This window comes from Parachitinimonas caeni, assembly GCF_030129945.1.
GTDB lineage: Bacteria > Pseudomonadota > Gammaproteobacteria > Burkholderiales > Chitinimonadaceae > Parachitinimonas > Parachitinimonas caeni.
The window spans coordinates 23654-45257 of record NZ_JARRAF010000019.1 but is presented as its reverse complement, the minus strand read 5'-3'; the positions used below and the strand labels follow the sequence as shown (position 1 = coordinate 45257).

The window sequence follows — 21604 nt, the reverse complement described above, 5'->3', positions numbered from 1 at the left end:
TATCACCGCAGCCATCTCTACCTCGCTGGACGACAGCAAGGGGGGATGGCACTTATGTGTTGCCGTACAGCGGCGAGGTATCAATGGAATTTTCTGCGCGCGATGCAGTGGCGCCGCCCTCGACCTCTCCATCCCGATGGCGGTGCCCACCCAAATCCCGTAGTCGGTTTATGCCGACAGGTTCTTGTTGCAAGAGCGGCACCACGGCATAGCGCTGCGCATGCCGTGTCGCCACCTGCTGGATCTCAGGCAGCTCGTTATAGGCGCGTTGACGCAACAATGCGGATGTTGGCTGCGCGGCGGCGACACTGTTGTTGATGATCCATGCCCATGGCTCGATGCCGGCTCGGCGTAAATCGGTCTGCAGGTTGGCGGCTTCCAGAACCGGTGTAGTCTCTGCCAGGGTAGCGATAAGAACCTTGGTCTGTTTGGGGTCTTGCAACTGCATCATGGGCGTTGTGTAGTGCAGGCTCGTGGCCCCCATTTGCCGTGTCACGTCACGATGGTAGGCGCCGGTGGCATCCAGCAGCAGCAGGGTGTGGCCGGTTGGGGCGGTGTCCATGATCACAAACTGCTTGCCTGCTTCCCGGATGATCCGGGAGAAAGCCTGAAACACGGCGATCTCTTCCGTGCAGGGGGATCGCAAATCCTCTTCCAGTAATGCCCGCCCTTCGGCATCCAGGCGGGCGCCCTTGGTGTTCAGTATGTGCTTGCGGTAGCGCTCGGTTTCGGCATGAGGGTCGATCCGACTGACGATAAGGTTAGGCAGAGAACCTTCCAAGGTTTCTGCCAGATGTGCCGCCGGGTCGGAGGTCGTCAGATGTACCGGCAAGCCCCGAAGCGCCAAATCAACGGCGATGGCTGCCGCCAGGGTGGTTTTGCCAACGCCGCCTTTCCCCATCAGCATCACCAGACCATGCCCATCCACGGCAATTGCATCGACGAGTGAAGACAGTGCAGGGGCATCAAGCTGTGTCGGCAGGTTGATGGCTTCTGCATCGTTCGACGGGATGGTGGTAGTCAGCAGCTGCCGCAGTGCGGCGAGCCCCACCAGATTGAATGGCTTCAAGGCGATCTGATCGCAAGGCAAGGCCTGGAGTGTCTGTGGCATGGCGGCTAGCGCAGATTGTTCCCGTTGCTGGATGGCTACTGCGAGCGGATCGTGTTCTGTCGTCTCAAGTGAGAGAACGCCGTTGATGACGAGGTATTGCTGGGTCAGGCCAATCGCTGCCAGTTCATGATGGGTGCGAGCCACTTCGTGCAGGGTGGCTCGTTGTGCGCGGGCCACGAGAACCAGACGGGTTCGCTGCGGGTCGGCCAGTGCCGCAACCGCAGCCTGATATTGCGTGCGCTGCTTCTCCAGTCCTGCCAGCGGTCCGAGGCAGGAGGCATCGCCCTTGCCGGCCTCCAGAAAGCCACTCCAGGCACCCGGTAGCTGTAGCAGGCGGATGGTATGGCCCGTCGGCGCCGTATCGAAGACGATGTGCTCGTAATCGGCTGTCAGCGTGGCATTGACTAATAGTGCGGTGAATTCATCAAACGCGGCGATTTCTGTGGTACAGGCTCCGGAAAGCTGTTCTTCAATGCCCTTGACGACGGCATCGGGCAAGACACCCCGCACCGGACCGACGATCCGATCCCGATAGGCTTGGGCGGCTGCCTGGGGGTCAATCTCAAGCGCTGACAGCTTGGGTACCGCTGGAATGGCGGTGATCTGATTGCCGATGTGCTCGCCAAACACCTGACCAACATTGGAGGCTGGGTCGGTACTGACGAGCAGAACACGCTTGCCTGCAGCGGCAAGTTGCACAGCCGTGGCACAGGCAATGGAGGTTTTGCCTACGCCTCCCTTGCCGGTAAAGAAAAGATGGCGGGGAGGCTGATCGAGAAAGTGCATGGGTACTCCGTGTTGGCAGCAACGGCCGTTAGGTGCTGTTGACATATTTGCCTGCGGATCTCGTTCCGCCGGATCCGGGCCTGCTGTGGGGTTACTAATCGCTTGCTTAGTCCACCAAGCGGCGCGCGATCCGGAAACAAAACGTCAACAGGGCCCGGAACAACAGGGGCTTTTGTTTTGCTCGTTGCGTGCATCGGTCATTCCGGCCCAACGCGCGAGTTCTGTGCGATTAGGGTACCGCCCCGCCATGGCGACTTCGCCATCGACCAGAATCAGTGGCAAGGCTTCTTGTCCTGAGCGCTCCAGAAATGCTTTGACCGTTGTATTTTCGGCAAAATTGAGCGGTTGTTGCGCTAGATTGAATCGTTCAATCTGCGCGCCATTCTGTTTAGCCCAGTTCAAGTCTGCGGCGAAGTTCACCAGTGTTTGATCTACGTCTACACCGCATACCCCCGTGCTGCAACACAAAGCGGGATCAAAGATTTGAATGGTTGGCATGGGTTTTCCTTTTAAAGTGATGTGTCGGGAGATGTTGATCCCAAGTCAATGTCTGGTGCTTGATTTGAGAATGGGGTGCTTAAAAGTCATGGCGCGCTGTGGCAGCTTTCCATGATGCTCGGCCGGGCCATGGAATGTGTCCGATCGCTTTCAGGTGTGGGATTCAATGCAGCCCTGTATTGACGCCTCAGCGCGCTGTCTTTGTTGCGGAAAATGTGTAGCAACTTGCTACACATTTTCCGGTGTCCAGCTCTGGCAATAATGCGCTTGGAAGCTACGCTTGATCTGCCAAAAGTTTTTCCAGAAAGCTGACCAGCTTCTGTTCCATGTCTTCCGTCATTGCCTTGGCATCAATTCGGACCGTAACGGCTTTATCGGTGCGCTGCGTGTTGCCTACCACCTTGCCCGCACGCATCAGGGCATGGGTTGCCGGCAGACTTTTTTCCTTCTGCGGCTCCAGTCTTTGCTTGATGTATTGCGCAATCTTGGTCTGCTCGATCTTGCCGGCTTCCAGCATGGACCAAGCTTCCAACAGATGCGGCATGGCATGTTCGGGGTCTTTTTTCAGTACCGCCCGAATATCGGTTGCTGCTTTTCGGGCCAATAACTCTGGCCGGGAGTCCAGCGTTGTCTGAATCTCAGATGGCAACTCTTCAAACGAGAAGTACTTATACATATCCTCACGATTCAGGCCCACGGCTTCCGCCAGGCGGGTCTTGTTCTGAAAGGAGTGCTCAATCCGCCTGAGTGCCTTGCAGATTTCGTAATCCGTCAGATCTTGCCTGGAGATATTCTCGGCAAGGGCGGCGGCGGCCATTTCGTAATCGGAGGCGTCACGAATGATGACCTGGATGGTCTCCAGATTGAGGTGCTTATGGGCCAGCCAGCGACGCTCCCCGGCCAATATCTCATACAGCTCACCCGAGGGGCGGACCAATACCGGCTGCAGCAAGCCAACCTCCTTGATCGACTCAGCAAGCTCCTGGATTTCCTTTTCGGCAAAGCGGCGACGTGGTTGATGCTTGCTGGGAATCAGCTGGTTAAGACGCAGCTTTTCCAGGCGATCACCAAATTTGAGCGGACTCTCATCCCGATTGGCCTGAATGTGCCGGCCATGTGTCTGATTCAGCTTTTCCGCCAGCAATTCAACTTTTGACTTCTTCTCAAACATCTTCCGTCTCGCTCTCATCAATATCACCGCTCAAGTCTGCTTTCGAGGCAAGGCCGATTGCTGAAATGACATGACGAGCCAGCCGTCGATATTCCTTCGCAATTTTCGCCTTGGGGTCTTGCATGTAAATGGCTTTCTGGTTGATCACTGCCTGATTGATCTTGGCGGCACTCGTACCCACCGTGACCGGCAGAACGCTGCCGAAGGTGTTCGTCGCCAGCGTAGCGATCAAGGCGCAGGCGGTTTGTCGGGCGTCGTGGCGGGTCAACAACACCCCCAGTAACTGCAGCTCCGGATTGACCGTTCGCATCTTCGTAATGTGTTTTGTCAGATCCGCCGCGCCATAAAGGCTGTACTGCGAGCCGCTCTCGATCGGGATGATCAGATGCGTGGCTGCCGCCAGTGCATTACTGGTCAATAGTTTGATGTTCGGCCGGCAGTCCAGAAGGATGACGTCGTATAAGCCCTTCAAGGGCTCAAGCTTTGCGCGCAACTCCTCGTAGGGACGGGTTGCCACGTCCCACAAATCGTCTTCGACCTTGTCCAGGTTGAGGGAGCCATAAATTAGCGATACGCCTGGCAGATAGGTATCTTCGTGAATTGCGGTGGCGAGCGTCGAGACATCCCCCAGTAGCAGCTCGGCACTGGTGACCGAAATCTCGCTCGGGTGCTGCTTGCCAATGTGCAAACTCAGGTTGGCCTGAGGGTCCAGATCGACAATCAGCACGCTCAATCCGGTTCTTGCGATCTCATAAGCAAGATTGACAACGGTTGTGGTCTTCCCGCAACCCCCTTTGTGATTACACACAGCAATGATTGCTGTGCTGGTTTCCACTGAATCGCTCATTTCATTCTACGATGTATGTTGATATTGAATACGATACATCCTAGATTGTAACAATTCAAGGTGGCGCTACCAGCTCAGGGGCAGCGTATTATTGGAAGTGTAGTAACTTGCTACACTTGCTTTGCTCGTCATGGTGCCACTGACTTTTATTTAAGAGGTTGGTCCTTGAACGGCCCCGCAGTTTTCCCAGGCAAAGGGGCGTGCCAACTAAATTCGCTGCAGATGACTACGCAACTGCTGAATGATCCGTTCCGCTCTGGCGGTAAGTGGCCATTCGGACCGATGTAATAGCCATAGAGTATCCATGACCACTACCGGCCCTTCTATTACCTTGATGGCTTCTGGTCGTGAGAAAGCTTGGCGGGCGTAACGAGGTAGTACCGTGCAGCCAAGTCCGCGCGCTACCGGTTCCAGAATCAGGCCGATTTGATTGATGAACCCACGGCAAGGCAGTTTGCTAATGCCTGGGGTGTCGGGGTAGTAGCGACTGAGTAAACGGTTAGCCATTGCCCGACCATCGGGGTGATCGATAAAACCAATGCGAAGTAGGTCGTCATAGCTATCAACCTGCTCTGCGGCAGGGACGATAAGTTCGAGTGGCTCCTCTGCAAAACGATGCGTGCTGAGGCGAGGGTCATCTGGCTTGATGGTGGTCAGACCGAGTTCAAAGCGATTATCCAGAACCGCTTCGAGCACTTCCCAATCCGGTGCAAAGCGTTGGCGAATGACAAGGCCGGGGTTGCCTTGCTGCAGGTCCAAGAGAAGCGGGAAGACCATCAGGCCAATACTCCCTGGGCAGATCAACCCTACTTCGCCGAGTAATTCATCAAGCGCAGACAAACGATTCTGCAAGCGCAAGTCGGCCGCACTCACCTCTTTGCAATAGTCCAGCAGCACCCGCCCGGCTGGCGTGAGTTCAATCTGGCGTGGACGGCGTATCAGCAACGGGCCAAGGCGCTCTTCCAGCTTCTGAATGTGTTGACTGACGGCGGCTTGAGTCAGGTCCAGTTGTTCGGCGCAACGGGTAAAGCTGCCTAGCTCCACCAGAACCGAGAAGCTTCGTAGCCATAGCGGATTCAACATAACGATAATTTATCAATTCAATAATCGGATGATTATTTTAATTATTGATTCGCTTTTTTAGACTAGCACCTGTCCAATTCGTACAGAGATACATGCCATGTCTTTCGTCTACCCTCGCAGCTTCTCCCATATAGGCCTGTCGGTTACCGATCTTGATGCGGCCGTGAAGTTCTACACCGAGGTAATGGGCTGGTATCTGATCATGCCGCCAACCCAAATCAGCGAAGATGACTCAGCGATCGGTGTCATGTGTACCGATGTATTCGGCGCGGGCTGGGGTTCATTTCGTATTGCTCACCTTTCGACAGGTGATCGCATAGGCGTGGAAATCTTCGAGTTTCGCAATGCAGAAAAACGCGAGAATAACTTCGAATACTGGAAAAGTGGTGTTTTCCACTTCTGCGTGCAGGATCCCGACGTAGAAGGTCTTGCCGCCAAAGTGGTGGCTGCTGGTGGCAAGCAGCGTATGCCGGTAAGGGAATATTTTCCCGGCGAAAAGCCCTACCGCATGGTCTACATGGAAGATCCATTCGGCAACATTCTGGAAATCTACAGCCACAGTTATGAACTGACTTACTCCGCAGGTGCTTATCAATAAGGCTGAGTCGCAAGAAGGCCATAGCCGTCCGACCATCTCACCTTGCGGCCGGGATTCGAATCAGGTAGTGGTGGTTGGATTTATTGATACGGTCGGGCAATAGGGTGTGCAGCCTATTTGACATCGGGGTCATGGAAACAGGTCGCGACCCGCTCCAGTTTACGGCTGATGTCTTTCATGTGTGTTTTGACAAGTTAACCTTGAATCGGACATGCCACGCCGAAGCGTGGCATGTCCTGTCTTCAACCCTTACTTGAAAATGGGGCTGGATGCGCCGTAGGTGGGCATATGTGGCACGTAGCTAATGCCACCATTGGGATTGGATACTTTCAGGCCCTTGCTCTCTCCACTCTCGGTAATCGCAGCCATCACTGCTGCTCTGGTACTGCCAGCCGCTAGCCGGCCAACCCAGTAGCTGACTTCAGCGTCTGTGATCGGCAGACGTGTTTCCAGCCGGTTCAGTGCATACTTGTATAGATTGCGAACGAACTGGTCGTTGCTGGCATTCTCGGCACCATACGTCGAGGCATATTCGGGGCTGGACAGCAATTGACCCGCGATGGCCTCCAGAGTCGAGCCATTGTCCCGTATCTTTGCCCAATATCCGATTCCCCCTGCGTCCGGCTGCCGCTTGTAGAACGCAGCACGATACAGGCGGAAGACCTGGCCGGCACTGGTGTTGATGTCAAGCGCGGTTGCCCGATCGCTGAACTTGATAACCGGTGTTTTCAGGCTGTCGATGGTGGTAATACCGTCCACATTATTGATGTCCGTCACACTGAATTCGGTTGCACTGACCTTGCTCACCGTGTAATTGCTTGCTGGGCCATTGAAAGCGCCTGCTGTCCGGTACGGTTTAACGGTCGAGTACAACGTTTTCATCGAAGCCTGCACGTCGGCCAGTGATCCTACGATGACGTAGGACCGGAAGCTGTAACTACCAACCGGGTTGTTGAAACGCGACACGGTGTTCCATTTGACGGAATTGACCGCTTTGGTCTCATCCGTTTTGTCCAAGACGAAATAGCCGCGACCATAGCCACCACCGCGCGAATAGACTGAGGCATTCTGGGGCGAGTCAGGCGAATAGATCCCCATCGCGTGGCTGCCAGTGTTGTTGGCGAAAATGATCGGTAACCGCTGTTCTCTGCTGCCAACCTGGGTGTTTTCCAGTGGTGCCAGTACGCCATCAGTGCTGAAAGTATAGAATTTTTTGAATACGTGCAGTGGCATGTAGCCGGTGAGCACTTCAAATTGCCCTTCCGTATGAGACTCGCCGGACGGAATGGTGAAGGTGTTCAAGTACTCAATCACATTGGGCAAACCCGGTAAGCCAATGGTCACTTTTTTGTCCAGCACATGCTTGGATTCGGGATCGTTGAAAAAGAATTTCCAGAACGACATGCGGGTTTGTGTGGTCAGCGAGTTTGCCGTGGAGGACATCTTCAATAAAGTGCTGCGGCTTGCCTGCCCCTGGGGTTGCAATTGAGCACCCGCTTCGGTCGGGTTGAAGTCTTCCCCTCTTTTATCAAAACTGGATGCGGACTGCAGTTGGCGGCCGTGATCATAGTCGTTGATAAACTCCACGCCGTTCCAGTTCAGAGAACAGATTGCACCGGCGTCATACCCGCAGGTTTTGATTGTGATGGCGCTCGCCGGGCTGGTAGGTGTGGCGAGTGTGGCGGCACTGATGGTTGCATCGCCAAAAGCGGCGTGTGCAGGGAAGGCGGCGATTGCGGCAATACTGGCAACCAGGACTTTTAAGGTAAGGGCCTGCCTATTAATGATATGTTTTTTCATTGAATTTCTTTCAATATCAGGTTTTAGGGATAGATTGCCGATCTACAAGTGAAGACCAGCGGCGGCACTGTAACCGATGCTTGCCGGCTTGTGGGCAGGAGTGTGATAAATGCCAAAATTCGGTAGATGGGCTGTAACTTGTTGAACTTTGTTATATGCAAGTGAGCCAATGCCGCCTCGGTTCTGTTGCATTGACGTTTGAGAGGCGATCTCGATCAGGGCTCTGGCGGAACCCCACAAGTCATCAAATTGGAGGAAATACAAACCATGGGAGGGAGAGCGCTATCGGTTGAATCGGTCAGATTGCCAGCAGCTCGCTACTATGTGGTGGCCGACGAAATCATTGCCCGCCTCACGGCTTTTGTTCAGGGGTTGCGGGTAGCGGCGGTGACCGCGTATGCATCAAAACCAGACTTCGGTGACATGGATGTCATCATTGAAGGGGGTGCCGAATACGATCCTCTTGCGATTGCAAAGCAGCTGCAAGCGACCGAGCTTGTCCGCAATGGCGATGTCACCAGCATCGGGATCTCTATCGCTGAAGGGATTTTTCAAATTGACTTGATCAGGGTGCCATCAGAGTCGTTCGATTTTGCATTGCACTACTTCTCGTACAACGATATGGGCAATTTGTTCGGTCGCATCGGGCATAAGTTGGGCGCCAAATTCGGGCATCTTGGTCTCTTGTACCCTTTGCGCGACCCCGGCAATAGTGATCACCTGATTGATGAGGTGCTTATCACCAATGACTTTGCCACCGCGCTCACCCTGATGGGCTATGACTTCGAGGCTTTCAATGTCATGCGAACCAGCGGTGGGTTCAACACCCTGGACGACATCTTCCGCTATGTGGCCACGTCGCCGTTTATGAACAGGGATATTTATCTGCTTGATAACCGGAATCATTCGGCGCGCATGCGTGATGCCAAGCGGCCGACCTACACCCGCTTCCTGGCGTGGTTGGCGCAGCAGCCTGCAGACGCAATGGCGGCCTATCCATGGGGTGCTCCCGGCAGTGAGGAAAGAGAAATACAAAGACGCGAATTTCTGCAGCGTGCTTTTGTCGCGGTACCCGCCTTCAAGCTTGCTTACGACGCAGCAATGGCTGCGCACGCGCGAAAGATCTTGGTGCATCGTTACTTCAACGGGGACAACGTTTCTGCGCTGACGGGCTTGTCTGGAAAAGCTTTGGGAGAGCGCATGCGGCATGTGCGTGCGTCGTTTTCCTCAAAAGAGGAATTTGAACAATTCTTCGCCTCGGCGGACGAATCGACTGCAGCTGAGCGGATTCGACGTTCGTAGTCATCGGCCAAATGGGGATACCCAAGTGCCTCGTCAAACCGTACAGACTTCTGATCATCAACGAGATGGGCAGCTCGGTTTTCAAGAGCAATCTGCCGTTTGATCAGTGGGGTCAGGCCTTTGCCAACGATGCAACGCAAGCCCGGCCTACGGCATAAGGAAGGAGTCATCACTCGCGAATCCTACCCGCATTAGCACTTAAGTGGGTGTATCAATTTACGTGTGTGTTTGCGCTGGATGCTGTATCAGTTAGAGGTTGCGTTTGACACCCTGATCACCACCCCAGGTTTCCCCACCAAACAGCAGATGGTTGCACAACCCGGGGTGATAACGATTGGATGCCGATCTACCCTCTGATCAGCCGGATCGACTACTGTGTCGCACGCGAAAAGGCTGTTCTCGCGTGGCAGATTGTTACTCAAGCCCAATTTGCGGCCTGAATTCGACGAGCAACTCGATCTGTGACGTTTTTGCGCACTGAAAAATGACAATGCCAAAGTGGCCGGTTAACTTGTCAATACCTCTACCCCTAAGCCGGGATGAATTTGAACTCGGAGATGATGATCTCGACTTCCTGGCCGTTCTTGGGCGGCATGCCTTGGTATAGCCAGAGGTTCATGTGGATAGGTAGCGCGTTTTGCGGTACTCGTTGGTAGTAATCGGCAGGACTGAATTGCCAGCGACTCATCTCGTTCTCGTTTCCATCCTGGTGGCCGTGCAGGGACTGGAAAGTGATCTGGTACGGCGTCCAGAAGAAGCGATGTGTCGTGTAATCGCCATTCAAGCCCATGTGAAAAGCGCGCACAGCCTGTGGGTATCCCCTCACCGCAGGGAAGACCCCGTAGTTGCCGACTGGATTGCCCGCACTGCCCCAACGCGACAGCTCGATGTCGATTTCATTGGTGCCATCGGGGCCAATATCCGGCCGGGTGTAACTGAATAGGCCAAGCACCACATTGTCATCAAACCAGTCTGGTCGCCCAATCAGTTTGAACTGATAGGTACCAAAACCCAAGCGCTGTCGTAAGAACAGTTCAGCGGAGCTCCACTGGCCGTTACGGTTGGCAATTTTCAGATGCAGCTGACCCTGCCAGTCGACCCAGACATTGTTTTCATCCCAGCGATTGGGGCCGGGGCCGCCCGAAGCTTCATTGCGCACGTCCCAAGTGTAGCCAGAGAAATTGATTGTCTTGGCATGGGCGGTAGCCATGGCTAACGTGGTAATGAGTGCCAAGTGGGTCAAGTAATTTGTCTTCATCAGTAACCTCCTCGTTAGGAATGGCGGATTCTACTGATAAGGATTGGACGTTTATATCAGGCGAATTGTGTATTTTCGGGGTGGAACTGTTGCACTGACTTTTGAAGGGCGACGGGGTGACGGTACTGACAAGGTCGTTTGATTATTGCCATTGCCATCTCCTGGTGCGTGAAATTCACGCGAATCGAACTGTTCTCCGAATCCAGGCCGCGCAACCCTTTCAGCTGCTTGCGCAAGGATATCCAGTGCGGGGCTCTCCGGATCAAAAGCCCGCCATAGATGATGGCGCTTGCCATTCCTCCAGAGATAGATCTCATCCAGATGCCATGTATTCCCCGCCTGAGGCAGCTGTGCCGTGGGGGGTTGACGTAGGCCTGACCGAATCAGACGGCATTACCGGATCGTCTCGTTGCTGACGAGCTCGCCCTGTGAGGCCGGTCACTCCTCAATATCACGGAAGCTGATGCTGAATCGGTGGATAGCCAAACCGCATGGCCGAGGATTTCAGCCAGGAAGCCGTGGCGGGGGAGATCCTTGTTCATGCCGACGCCTTAACTTGCCGCTAGGGTCTAGATTAACTAGCCAACACCTTCGTAAGTGGGTGGAACAAGCAGGTTCGATCGAGATTGGGTGATATGGAATGAATTAATTCAAACGGATAATAAAATTACAGGTTGTTTGAAAATTTTCAATCAATATTTGCATCTATTTGGGTGATGTGAAAAATGGATTTATATGATATTTAAAAAAAATAACAGCATGAATAAGTATTATTATATTGATCACTATGTTTTGGCGTATTGGTGATATCAGCAATTACTTGTATACTAATTTTGAAAAATTCAGACCTAAGCACATGCCATGCAAAAGTCTTTACGTATCGGGTGATCGATCTGTTTGGTTTTTAGCTTTGGCTGCTTAGGTAAAACAAATAAAAAGCTGCTGCAGCGTAATATCTGAATGCTCATCAATGCACCTGATTGATGGCAGTCCGGATTGTCTGCGGTGCGCGAGTGAGATATTGAAATTGCCAGTACTTCAGCATGTTGCCGTTATTGGCGGGGGGCCTGCCTCTGTCTATTTTGTCGAAGCGATATTGGCTTCTCAAAATATTAGTCGCAACTTCCGTCGCCTTACCTTATTTGAACGTCGCTCGCGCCTTGGGTGTGGCTGGGTTTACGACTCGGACACCGTGCTTGGTTTTCACAATCTTGCCGCTAATCAGACCATCAGCCGGCAGGAAAAGGGCGCAGAACTCGGTGATCGCCTGATCAGTGCGCTGGCTGCATTGCGCCGCTCCGGCATGGAAATCTGCATACGCGGCGGGGTTGAGGTATTGGACGTGCAGCACGATGGCCCCGGCTTTGTGGTGCGCGGTGAGGATGGCAAAGCCGAGCGGGTCGATCATATTGTGCTGGCAAGTGGCCACTGGTCCGCTGCCAACCCCTATGCCGGTCATCCGGACTGGTTGCCATCGCCTTGGCCGGCTTCTGCATTAAGAGAACGGGCACAGGGTGACATTCTGCTTATTGGCGCCAGCCATACGGCGATTGATGCGGCCCTCACGCTAGCTGATGGGGCTGGCGAGTTCCGTCAGGTTAATCATCAGCTGCGGTTTATTCCCAAACACGCCTGCACCATCACCTTGGCATCACGCAGCGGCTGCCTGCCACGAGTGAGCGGCTTTGGTACCACGTCTGGGCAAGGTGATCCCTTAGCAACGCAGCGTTATGCGTCGCATTTGCTGGCCGACTTGCTGGTCGAAGCGGCTGATCCGAACACTGGCAGAGTGCCGCTGGAGGCAATCCTCTCCGCCTTGCTCGACGAATTTCCTCTCAAACATCATTTAGGCATGGCTGGCCGCTCAGCCACCGCTCGGCTAGACCAATGGCTGCGAGCCTGGCAGTCAAAGCCTGCGGCAGCCATGTTGCGGACAGATCTGGAAATAAGCGGGATCAGCCTGCAGCGGCAGCGCCACATCCCCTGGCAAGGTCTGCTTTGGGAAAAAACCGACATTTTCCGGATCGCTCTGCAAACTTTGGGCGGCGAGGACAGAAGATGGCTGGATCAGCGGGAGACCGCCTTGCTGGCCCACCAGCGCACGCTCAATCACTGGAATGCCACGCGATTGCAGGCGCTGATCGAAGCGGGTGTGCTGACCGTGACCAAGCTTGCTGGGTCGGTACGCCCGAATACGAAGCGCGGTGTGCTAGTGAGTGCCGAAGATTCCCCCTCACCGCATCGTGAGTTCGATCTGGCGGTTGATTGTCGCGGCCAGACCAAGTCCATCGCCGCCGCAAATTCCCCGCTTTTGCAATCTCTGTTGAGAAGAGGGTTGATCCAGCCCACCTTGGTGCCATGCCTGGGCAGCGGCGCTGCCGGTCCGGATGAAACAGTGATTGATGGTTTGCGTTATTACCTGCCAGGCGGCATTCACCTTAACCCCAAAACCATGGAAGCCATCCCTGCCGGCCAGCAGCACTCGGCCTATCGGGGGGAGCAAGGCGGAATCTTTGTCTTGGGGCCGGCAACGCTAGGCCAGTATCCGATCTCGGATGGTCTGCATGCGCTAAGTAAATTGGCGCAGCTGGCAATCAAGGAGATTCATCGCCGTAGCCAACTCCGGCAGCGTGCCGCCCTTGTGGGGACGGGTATGTCCTCTGTGGTGTCTACAGACGCTTCCGCCCCCCTCTCCAGAGTGTAATCAGCATGGCTAATTTGGGATTGCTGCCGCTGCAAAGCGCGCTGGCTTATGAGTGCCTGGCTGCTGATCAGCCGGGGTTGTATCAGGTGCAGGTTGAACTGGATTGGCAAGGGGTGCTGGATAAGGCCCGCCTGAATGCCGCCCTCCAGGCAGTTGCCATTCGCCATCCGGTGCTTCGAGGGCATATCACGCCTTGGGATGACAGCACCTTGCCCCTGTCTTTGCCCCGACTGGTGTGGGCCGGGCAAGACGCTCCCACAGGATCGGCGGATGTGCGAGCCCCTGGACCGCTTCAGCTGATTTGTCATCAGATTGGGGAGGGCGTCTACCGACTACGCTTTTGTTTTCATCACATCGCGGCAGATCGCCTGTCGATGGAGTATCTGCTGGACGAGCTGGTGTCGTACTACCAGCAGGGTGTTCCGGCCGATGGCGTGTTTCCCCTTGACTATCGTGCTGCGATCACACCCCTGTTTCCCGAGGAGTCGGCCCTGTCCGCCGCACGTCGTTATTGGCGGGGCGCGCTGGAGGGGGCGCCAACCCACTCGCGTTGGCGATTTGGCAGCTCGGTGACGGCAACCGGTGTTGAGCGTGTTGAAACTCAGCTGGATGCCGCTGCCTATCAACGGATCTGTGCGCAGGCCCGCGCGCTGGGCGTAACGCGTCAGGCGGTGGTTCTGGCGGCTTGTGCTGCGGCCATGGCCAGCCTGAGCGATGGGACCAGTCAGGTGATTGGCATCCCGGTTGGCCTGCACGACTTATTGGCGCTGGAGGTGCCGGCTATCGGCCCCTTTGTGGAAACCCTGCCATTGCGCCTGAACCTGACGGGCGACAGTACCCTGGCATCGTTGGCCATGCAGGCGCAAGAGCGCTTGGCCGGGGCGGTTGAGCATCGCCAGCTGCCATTCAGCGAGATCGTCAGGGAACTGGGCCTGTCTGGCAGCCAGGGTTCGCCACTGATTCAGACCGTCTTTGCCTGGGGGGGAGAGGCTAGAACCTGGCAAATGGGGCGTGCCCAGTTGCGTTTGTGCCCACCCAAGCCATACCCGACCCTGCTTGATTTCACCATTCTTGCCCACCCGGACGCGGCGGGAGGGCTTTGGCTGGCGATTGACTACGCCGTGCCACGCTTTGATGCGCCCGCTGCCCGTCGTCTGCTGTCCATGCTGGAACAGGCGCTGCTTGGCGAAATCAATCTGTCCTTATCCACCTTGAACGGGCCAATGCCGGGAAGTGCGATGGCCACCTGGATGGGGGCGGACAGCATGGCAACCGACTGGGTCGCACCCATGCTTCGCCGCTTGTCGGCTGAACCGGATTCCCTGGCGCTGGTGACGGAGTCAGGCAATTGGACAGCGGGTGGGCTGGCCGCATTGGCCGCCGACATCGACGCTGCGATTGTCGCCAAAGTAGGGCGCCCGGCAACGCTGGTGCTCTGTGCGGAACGATCCCCGCAACAGGTAGCAACCTTGCTGGCGGCGCTTGCGGGTGGCCATCGGCTTGCACTGCTTGATCCTGAAGAAGCACCGGCTATGCAGAGCCGGGCTTGCCAGGCCGTTGCGGCTGATCTGGTGCTTGTCAGTGCCACCACCGCCGGTCGCTTTGCGAGCGCCTGTCCGCAGTGGCAGCTCCCCCTGCGACCGCACTCGGCCAGTGACCCACTGGCATACCGTGGTTTGCCGGCATCCTTGCTCTTATTCACTTCAGGCACCACAGGCGTACCCCGTCCAGTGGTATTGACGGTAGATGCATTGTCTCAGCATGCCAGCTGGTTTGTGGACAGGACAGGGTTGAGTCCGGCAGACCGTATGCTGCAATTCTGCTCGGTCGGATTTGATGCAAGCCTCGAAGAACTGCTGCCAGCGCTGGGAAGGGGAACCCCCATCGTATTGCGCAGTCAGGCTGCGTCGGCATCAGCTGAGTCCTTCATTGAATTCTGTGACCATCACCAGATCAGTGTCGCCGACTTGCCGACGGGTTTCTTCCGCCTACTGGTGAGTGAGCTGGTTGAGACCGGGTTGCGATTGCCCGCCTCTCTCAGGCTGGTGGTCATCGGCGGCGAAGCGGCCACCGAAGCGCTGGTTGCACAATGGCACGCCGTTGCGCCTGGGGTCACGCTACTCAATAGTTACGGGCCTACCGAGACCACGATTGTTGTCAGTGCTGGCGATGCGCCCGGTCTGGGCAGCCCGCGACCGGGGGTCGGACTGTATCTGCTCGATCCTTGGCTGCGTCCTGTTTCCCACAACGAAGTGGGCGAGTTGTATATCGGTGGCCCGTCGTTGGCGCGGGGCTATCTGGGGCATGCCGCCACCACCGCTGACCGCTTCCTGCCTGATCCCTTCTCCAGCCAAGCCGGCGCCCGTATGTACAAAACCGGAGATCTGGCCATTCGTACCGTCGATGGCCAGCTGCGATTCGTGGCCCGTAGCGACCGGCAAGTGAAAATTCGCGGCTACCGGCTGGAACCTTCGGCGCTGGAAGCCGCCTGGCGCCAGCTGGATGGCGTGATTGAAGCCATTGTCGTGGTTGAGCAAGGCCAGCTGAAGCTGGCGGTGCAGCTGGCCGGTAATACCCAGCTCGAAGCCGTGCAGGCAGCCATCCGGAACCAGTATGCATCACCTTGCTGGCCATCCCGCCTGATCGCCGTTGACAGCTGGCCCACCACCCTGCGCGGCAAGATTGATCGACCGGCGGTAGCGGTCTTGCTCGCGACGCCAGTGGCAAAGCCAGCTATTGACGCCGCATCGGATCATCCTCTGCTGGCGCTGATTGCCGAACTGGCTGGTTTGCCATCGGTACGCCCGGAACAGAATTTCCTGGCGATTGGCGGCCACTCCCTGCTCGCGCTCAAGCTGGTCGGCGAGGCCCGTCGGCGCCTGTCGCTCAGGCTGCCGGTAAGCAGCCTGCTGAATGCCCCCGACTTTGCCAGTCTTCTCGCCCAACTGACGACGTCAGCGCTACCTGTTGCGCCCCTTGCGTCGATGGCTTGCTCGTCCATCGAAACGGCAATCCTGCTGGATGAATCGCTGCAGACTGGCGAAAGCCCGTATTGGATCGAAGAGTGTGTGCAGCTGGATGGGCCGTTGAACGCAAGCCAGCTGCAACATGCACTCAGGGCGCTGGTTGGCGTACAGCCCCATCTGGCCCGACGGCTGGATACCGAGCTGGCGGGGCATTGGCAAACGCTGGCACTGGATGAGGTCATGCAAGCGGTGTACGGACCATTCTCCGGTCCCGATCCTGCCTTGCACACTGCGCCAGGCTGGCGCCTGCACTACTGCGCCGACAAGCAGCTGCTGACGTTACGGGTCCATCACGCCGTCATGGATGGTCGCAGCATTGCGGTGTTCTGGCAGCAATTGGCACGGGCCTATCGGGGCCAACCCCTGGCTGACGTGGCCACCCCGGTTGTCGCGGAGGATTCCGCCGCCGATGCCTGGTGGCAGCAAACACTGGCGGGGGCCGATGCCACCATCAGCCTGCCCACCGACCATCCGGCCACTGGCAACGCCAAAACCGCTGCCCACAGTGTGGCGATCGACCTTGAGCCCGCGCTGCTGAGCGCACTGCAAACGGCGGGATCAGCCACCCTGTTTGCCCGTGTATTGGCCGTCACCGTGGCATGGTTGCAGCGGGCGACGCGCAGTCCAGATTTTCTGCTGGGGCTTGCAGTTTCCACTGCCGAACAGCAGGGCTGCAGCGAAACCATCCGACCGCTTCTGGCCATGCTGCCGGCGCGTTGCTGTCTGGATGCCGACCTCGATTTTGCTGCGGTACAAGCCCGGATCAGCGAGACCTTGGGGCAGCTGCTGGACCACACGGCCGTGTCTGCTGCGTGTTTGAGTCGATTGCTACGGCAAGCGGGGTCGGGCAATGGTCTGCCACCGTTTCTGTTTGATTTGACCGATAGCCGTGAAGCCGCAACGCTGGATTTCGGCAGCTGCCAGGCAAGCGTGGTTGCTGTGCCGACCCGCCAGGTGAGAGCCGATGTCGAGTTCTCGCTGGAACAGCGTATCCAGGGTGCGCGATTGGTGATTCGCGCCCGTGCCTCGCTCTACGATGCCGAGACCGTCGCGGCATGGGCGGGTTCGTGGCGGCACTTCCTGCTGCAAGTCGTACACCAGCCACAGCGCAAGCTGGCGCAACAAGGGCTGATCGACCCGCATTCACCGCTGGCTGCCCGCCAGACCGCTGGCGCATTGGCGGAACCGCTCGATATGGCGGGCGAGCTGGTCCGATTGCTGGAGCCTTCCGGTAATCCTGTTCTGGATACGATGCTGGTGCGAGAGGGTGACCTCTGCCTGAGCCGGCGCGCATTGGCCGATCGGGTGGGGGCCATCGCCACCCGTCTGCAAGGCGCTGGTGTCGCACCGGGATGTCAGGTCGGGGTGGTACTGCCACGCTCCAGTGACCATCTCGCCAGCTTGCTGGCCATCTGGCGGCTTGGGGCGGTTGCCGTGCTGATTGATCCCGCCCACCCCGCAGACCGACTGGGCAGCCTGTGCGCCCGCACTCCGCTGCAAGCCATCCTGCTTCGTGATCTGGATGACGGCCGGCGTGCCGGACTGCGTGCCGGTAGTCTGATTGACGTGGCGGAGTTGCCTCATCAGGCGACGTTGCCTCCCCCTCAGGCGCTTGGCGAGTTGGCTTACATCGCCTTCACCTCCGGCTCGACAGGCGTACCACGCGCCGTCATGTGCCATTGGCAAGGATTCGCCACCTTGCTTGGCTGGTCTCGACGGGAAATTCCGCTGGGGGAGGGCGACCGGTTCCTGCACTTGGCCGCCCCGGCATTCGATATCACCTTATGGGAGCTGTTCCACCCGCTGTTGAGCGGCGCTCAGCTCGAAATCCTGCCGGCTACCCAGCATGGCGACATTACCTGCATTGCAGAGCGGGTCCGAGACCGGGCCATTACTGCTGCCCACTTTGTACCCAGCCTGCTGGGGCCGTTTCTGGAAGTAGCAGACCGGCCTTCCTCTTTACGGCAGGTCATTGCCGGCGGCGAAGCCCTGTCGCCTGCGCTGTACGAGGGGGTACGCAGCTTGGGTGCGGTCCTGCACCACAGCTACGGCCCCACCGAAACCTCGATTTTCATGCTGTGCTGGCGTGGCCAGGGGCCGAACCCGCTGGCAGACCGCCTGCCACTCGGCCAGCCGATTGATGGTTGCACCATCGAAGTCTGCGATGAAGCAGGGGCTGTCCTGCCGCGTGGTTTGCTGGGTGAGCTTTGTATCTCCGGGCCGCAGGTGTGCCAGGGTTATCTCGGTGATGCCCGCGAGACTGCCCGACGCTTCCGGCCGCATCGCGACGGACAACGCCGTTTCCATAGCGGCGATCAGATCAGGATGCGGGCGGATGGCCATCTGGAATACCACGGCCGGCAGGACAGGCAGGTCAAGATCAACGGCATGCGCATTGAGCTGGCAGAAGTCGAAACGGTGGTGGAAAGCACGGTAGGTGTGACCAAGGCCGTGGCCATGCTCAAGCGCGACCCGGGTGGTACGCCTCGTCTGGTGGCGTATTTATCCGGGCCGGGGGCTGGCGATCCGCCTGCGCTGCAGCGTGCGGTGCAGTCCACGCTGAAACAACGTCTGCCGGAAAACGCGAGACCGCGAGTACTGGTGGTGCTCCCGAATCTGCCTCTCACCCTGAACGGCAAAGTTGATGTACGTGCCCTGCCTGAACCCGACTGGACCTTGCCGGTTCAGGCTGCCAGACAATCTGCCGATGATCTGGAGCACAAGGTATTACAGGTCTGGCGCGAGGTATTGGGCCGCCCGGAACTGGCTTTGGATCATGACTTATTTGCTGTCGGTGGGGACTCGATCAGCGCCATCCGCATCGTGTCACGCTTACGTAGTCAAGGTGAGGCCTTAGGGCTGGGGGATGTTTTCCGCCATGCCAGCCCGGCCGCACTGGCCGCCTTTTTGCGGGAGCGCGCGGCAGTCGCCGATTCTGCCGGTACGGCTGGCGATGGCCCACTGCAGCTGGCGCCGGCCGCTCTGGGCTGGCTGGACTATGCCGGCCCGGACGCCAGACAAGGCATTCAGGCTGTCTCGTTGCAGCTGCCGGCAGGTAGCTGCACAAAGCGCCTGCGGCAAGCCTGGACCACCGTCTGGCGTCGTCACGACAGCTTGCGCCAACGGGTAGTGGCAGACGCCAGCCTGGGCTGGAAAGTCGATATTCAGACCGCTGCTGGCGAGGCACCGGTCATCGAATGGTCTGCCGATCTACCCGGCGAACAGGTCGATCAGCGGTTTACTGCAACGATGGCTGCGGTGAATGTGCACATGGGCCAGCCCGCCGTGCTCGGCCTGGGAGCGGGGAGTGCCCCGCAGGCCGTGCTGGCCATTCATCACCTGGCGATTGACTGGCAGGGCTGGCAACAGCTGCTGGCCGAACTGAAAACCGCTTATGCCGACCAGCCGTTGCCGCCGGTCGCTTCGTTTAGCGTGGCCATGGCCACGCTGCATCAGCATTGCCATTGGCAGGGGGGCATGCCCGAGGCCGTGCAGGCCCGCTTCACCCCCCGGCGATTGGGTAGCGAGTCGTTGACGTGCTCACTGACCTTTGATGGCGGGCTGCTGGTGCGGCTGCGCAACCGTGCCAACGAACGTCGGCTGCCTCTGGAAGCATTGTTGGCAGCGGCCACCGCCAGAGCGATGGCGGAATGCTTCAGGCAGACCGATATCGACATCGATCTTGAAGCCGATGGCAGGCAATGGATCGCGCAAGCGAACCTTGCCGACCCGCTTGGCTGGTTTACGACGCTGCAACGGTTACAGGTGCAGACGCCCGCTGCAGCCGAAAACTGGCTGGATCAGACAGAGTGGGCCTATCGCCAGGCCAGCTTGCTGCAAGGGCAAACCCTGGCCCCCGTCGTGCTGAATCTGGTGCAGTCGGGCTCGACGCCCTATTCAGATGATTGGCAGTTGGATCTGGCCGGTAGCCGGTATCTGGAGTTGCCACCGTGCCATGCAATAGCCGTCGAGGCCGTGTGTCACCCCGACCATCTGGAGGTGGCGCTGGACCTGGATGCCGGGCAGTTTGCCGTTGTCGAACTGCAGCAACTCGCAAAGCTGCTTGGCACAGCACTCGAAGCGATGGCCGAAGACAGGGGGTCGGAGCGTCGTTATCCCCTGACGCCATTGCAGACGGGCATGCTGTTTGACAGCCTGCGTGATCGCAGCGCCTATCACACCCAGATTTGCTTTGCCCTTGACGGCAAACCGGACCTTGGCCGTCTACGTGAAGCCTGGCGGCGGGTGTGCCAGGCGCATGAGGTCTTCCGCTACCGCTTCCGCTGGGATGGCCTTGAGACGCCGTATCAAGTATGCGACGCGTCGCTGGCATTTGCGTGGGAGGAAGTCTCTGCCGAGGGCGATAGTGTCGCCGTTGCGCTCCAGGCCTGCTTGCAACGAGACCGAGCCCAGCCCTTTGACCTCGCCGCGCCTCCGTTGTCCCGCTTCTATTTGATCAAGGCAAACGACGGCTGCTGCCTGCTTTGGTCGCACCACCATCTGCTGTTCGACGGCTGGAGCCTGCCGCTGGTAACAGAAGACGTCGGTCGCCAATACGCCGCCTTGTGCCAGGACGTTCAATTGGCCCCCCCATCGGCTCAATACAGCGACTTCCTTGCCTGGTCGATCCGTCAGCCATCCAGAACTGCGCGTTGGCGGGATGCCTTGGCAGGCTTGAGCCGACCCTGCCTGCTGGCACCTCCGCTTCCTGCCACAAACCGGCAACCCGGCAGTCGTTGCTTCACGTTGACGGCCGCCCAGTCGGAAGCCCTGCGACGCTTGGCCGCCAATCGCCGTCAGACCCTGCATGGGGTCGTGCTTGCTGCCTGGGGCTTGACCCTGGCACGCCTGACCGGACTGACCAAGGTGGCGTGCGGTCTGGTGGTGTCGCAACGGCCGGACGAGGTCGCCGGCAGCGAGTCCATTGTCGGCTTGTGTATGAGCACGGTACCTCTGGTTGTGGATATCGACAGCCAGAAAGGGCTGGGCGTTCTGCTGGAATCGGTTGGCCAGCATCTGCTTGATGCGCTCCACCATAGCCACGGCTCGCTGAGCCAGGCCCGGCCAACCGGCGCGCCCGGCCTGCCTTTCGACTCCATGCTGGTTTTCGAGAACTATCCCGGCGACCGGCAGGGGGTGGCCTTGGCCGACGCTGGCCGGCTGCGGGTACTGCCTTCGCATGAACACGGCGGCATGCCCTTCGTATTGGTCTGCCTGCCCGATACCGAGATGAGTTTTGAACTGATTCTGGCTGACCAGCCAGCACTGAACGCCAGGGCCGAGCAAATCGAGCAGACCCTGTGCCGCATCCTGCGCTTACTGGCCGACTCGGCCGTGCCTGGGCGCTGTTGACATTTTATTTCTGGATCGCGTTTCGTCGGATTTGGGCCTGCTGCAAGGCGAAAAGCGCGCCGCTTAGT

Annotated in this window: 11 protein-coding genes; 4 read left to right on the top strand and 7 right to left on the bottom strand. The window is 57.9% G+C overall.

The annotated features are described in order from the left end of the window. Window positions 1-52 precede the first annotated feature (52 nt). The 5 genes from arsA to PZA18_RS15385 form a co-directional block, all read right to left on the bottom strand. Window positions 53-1897 (bottom strand): arsenical pump-driving ATPase, encoded by a 1845-nt coding sequence (gene arsA / locus PZA18_RS15405; protein WP_284101754.1) that lies wholly within the window; start codon window positions 1895-1897, stop codon window positions 53-55. Window positions 1898-2041: 144 nt separating this feature from the next. Further along, window positions 2042-2395, bottom strand: a complete 354-nt coding sequence (arsD, locus tag PZA18_RS15400) for an arsenite efflux transporter metallochaperone ArsD (RefSeq protein WP_284101753.1) — start codon at window positions 2393-2395, stop codon at window positions 2042-2044. A gap of 274 nt (window positions 2396-2669) precedes the next feature. Further along, window positions 2670-3566, bottom strand: a complete 897-nt coding sequence (locus PZA18_RS15395; protein WP_284101752.1) for a ParB/RepB/Spo0J family partition protein — start codon at window positions 3564-3566, stop codon at window positions 2670-2672. Further along, a complete protein-coding gene (locus PZA18_RS15390) occupies window positions 3559-4413 on the bottom strand; it encodes a ParA family protein (RefSeq protein ID WP_284101751.1) in 855 nt (284 codons plus the stop codon). The genes PZA18_RS15395 and PZA18_RS15390 overlap by 8 nt, the downstream gene beginning before the upstream one ends. A gap of 207 nt (window positions 4414-4620) precedes the next feature. Further along, the gene (locus PZA18_RS15385; protein WP_284101750.1) at window positions 4621-5496 is read right to left on the bottom strand and encodes a LysR family transcriptional regulator; all 876 of its coding nucleotides are present in this window, start codon (window positions 5494-5496) and stop codon (window positions 4621-4623) included. A 97-nt stretch (window positions 5497-5593) separates the two neighbouring features. Here PZA18_RS15385 and PZA18_RS15380 point away from each other — a divergent pair, with 97 nt between their 5' ends. Next, complete coding sequence (locus tag PZA18_RS15380; RefSeq protein WP_284101749.1) at window positions 5594-6094, top strand: lactoylglutathione lyase family protein; 501 nt, start codon at window positions 5594-5596, stop codon at window positions 6092-6094. A 249-nt stretch (window positions 6095-6343) separates the two neighbouring features. Here PZA18_RS15380 and PZA18_RS15375 read toward each other — a convergent pair whose 3' ends face one another. Beyond that, complete coding sequence (locus tag PZA18_RS15375) at window positions 6344-7894, bottom strand: DUF4214 domain-containing protein (RefSeq protein WP_284101748.1); 1551 nt, start codon at window positions 7892-7894, stop codon at window positions 6344-6346. A 303-nt stretch (window positions 7895-8197) separates the two neighbouring features. Between PZA18_RS15375 and PZA18_RS15370 the strand changes: the two genes are divergently transcribed. Beyond that, window positions 8198-9196, top strand: coding sequence for a nucleotidyltransferase family protein (locus tag PZA18_RS15370; protein ID WP_284101747.1), 999 nt, complete (start codon window positions 8198-8200; stop codon window positions 9194-9196). A 529-nt stretch (window positions 9197-9725) separates the two neighbouring features. Here the strand turns inward: PZA18_RS15370 and PZA18_RS15365 are convergent. Next, entirely contained in the window at window positions 9726-10454 is a 729-nt protein-coding gene (locus tag PZA18_RS15365; RefSeq protein ID WP_284101746.1) for a glycoside hydrolase family 16 protein, read from the bottom strand. Between the two features lie 970 nt (window positions 10455-11424). Between PZA18_RS15365 and PZA18_RS15360 the strand changes: the two genes are divergently transcribed. After that, complete coding sequence (locus PZA18_RS15360; protein ID WP_331488623.1) at window positions 11425-13158, top strand: FAD/NAD(P)-binding protein; 1734 nt, start codon at window positions 11425-11427, stop codon at window positions 13156-13158. 5 nt (window positions 13159-13163) lie between these two features. Beyond that, window positions 13164-21536, top strand: a complete 8373-nt coding sequence (locus tag PZA18_RS15355; RefSeq protein ID WP_284101744.1) for a condensation domain-containing protein — start codon at window positions 13164-13166, stop codon at window positions 21534-21536. The last annotated feature ends 68 nt before the right edge of the window (window positions 21537-21604 follow it).

What these genes read in the sequence shown, in the direction of transcription:
- arsA (WP_284101754.1), bottom strand. Translation starts at nt 1,897, where the DNA reads ATGCACTTTCTCGATCAGCCTCCCCGCCATCTTTTCTTTACCGGCAAG.
- arsD (WP_284101753.1), bottom strand. Translation starts at nt 2,395, where the DNA reads ATGCCAACCATTCAAATCTTTGATCCCGCTTTGTGTTGCAGCACGGGG.
- PZA18_RS15395 (WP_284101752.1), bottom strand. Translation starts at nt 3,566, where the DNA reads ATGTTTGAGAAGAAGTCAAAAGTTGAATTGCTGGCGGAAAAGCTGAAT.
- PZA18_RS15390 (WP_284101751.1), bottom strand. Translation starts at nt 4,413, where the DNA reads ATGAGCGATTCAGTGGAAACCAGCACAGCAATCATTGCTGTGTGTAAT.
- PZA18_RS15385 (WP_284101750.1), bottom strand. Translation starts at nt 5,496, where the DNA reads ATGTTGAATCCGCTATGGCTACGAAGCTTCTCGGTTCTGGTGGAGCTA.
- PZA18_RS15380 (WP_284101749.1), top strand. Translation starts at nt 5,594, where the DNA reads ATGTCTTTCGTCTACCCTCGCAGCTTCTCCCATATAGGCCTGTCGGTT.
- PZA18_RS15375 (WP_284101748.1), bottom strand. Translation starts at nt 7,894, where the DNA reads ATGAAAAAACATATCATTAATAGGCAGGCCCTTACCTTAAAAGTCCTG.
- PZA18_RS15365 (WP_284101746.1), bottom strand. Translation starts at nt 10,454, where the DNA reads ATGAAGACAAATTACTTGACCCACTTGGCACTCATTACCACGTTAGCC.
- PZA18_RS15360 (WP_331488623.1), top strand. Translation starts at nt 11,425, where the DNA reads ATGCACCTGATTGATGGCAGTCCGGATTGTCTGCGGTGCGCGAGTGAG.
- PZA18_RS15355 (WP_284101744.1), top strand. Translation starts at nt 13,164, where the DNA reads ATGGCTAATTTGGGATTGCTGCCGCTGCAAAGCGCGCTGGCTTATGAG.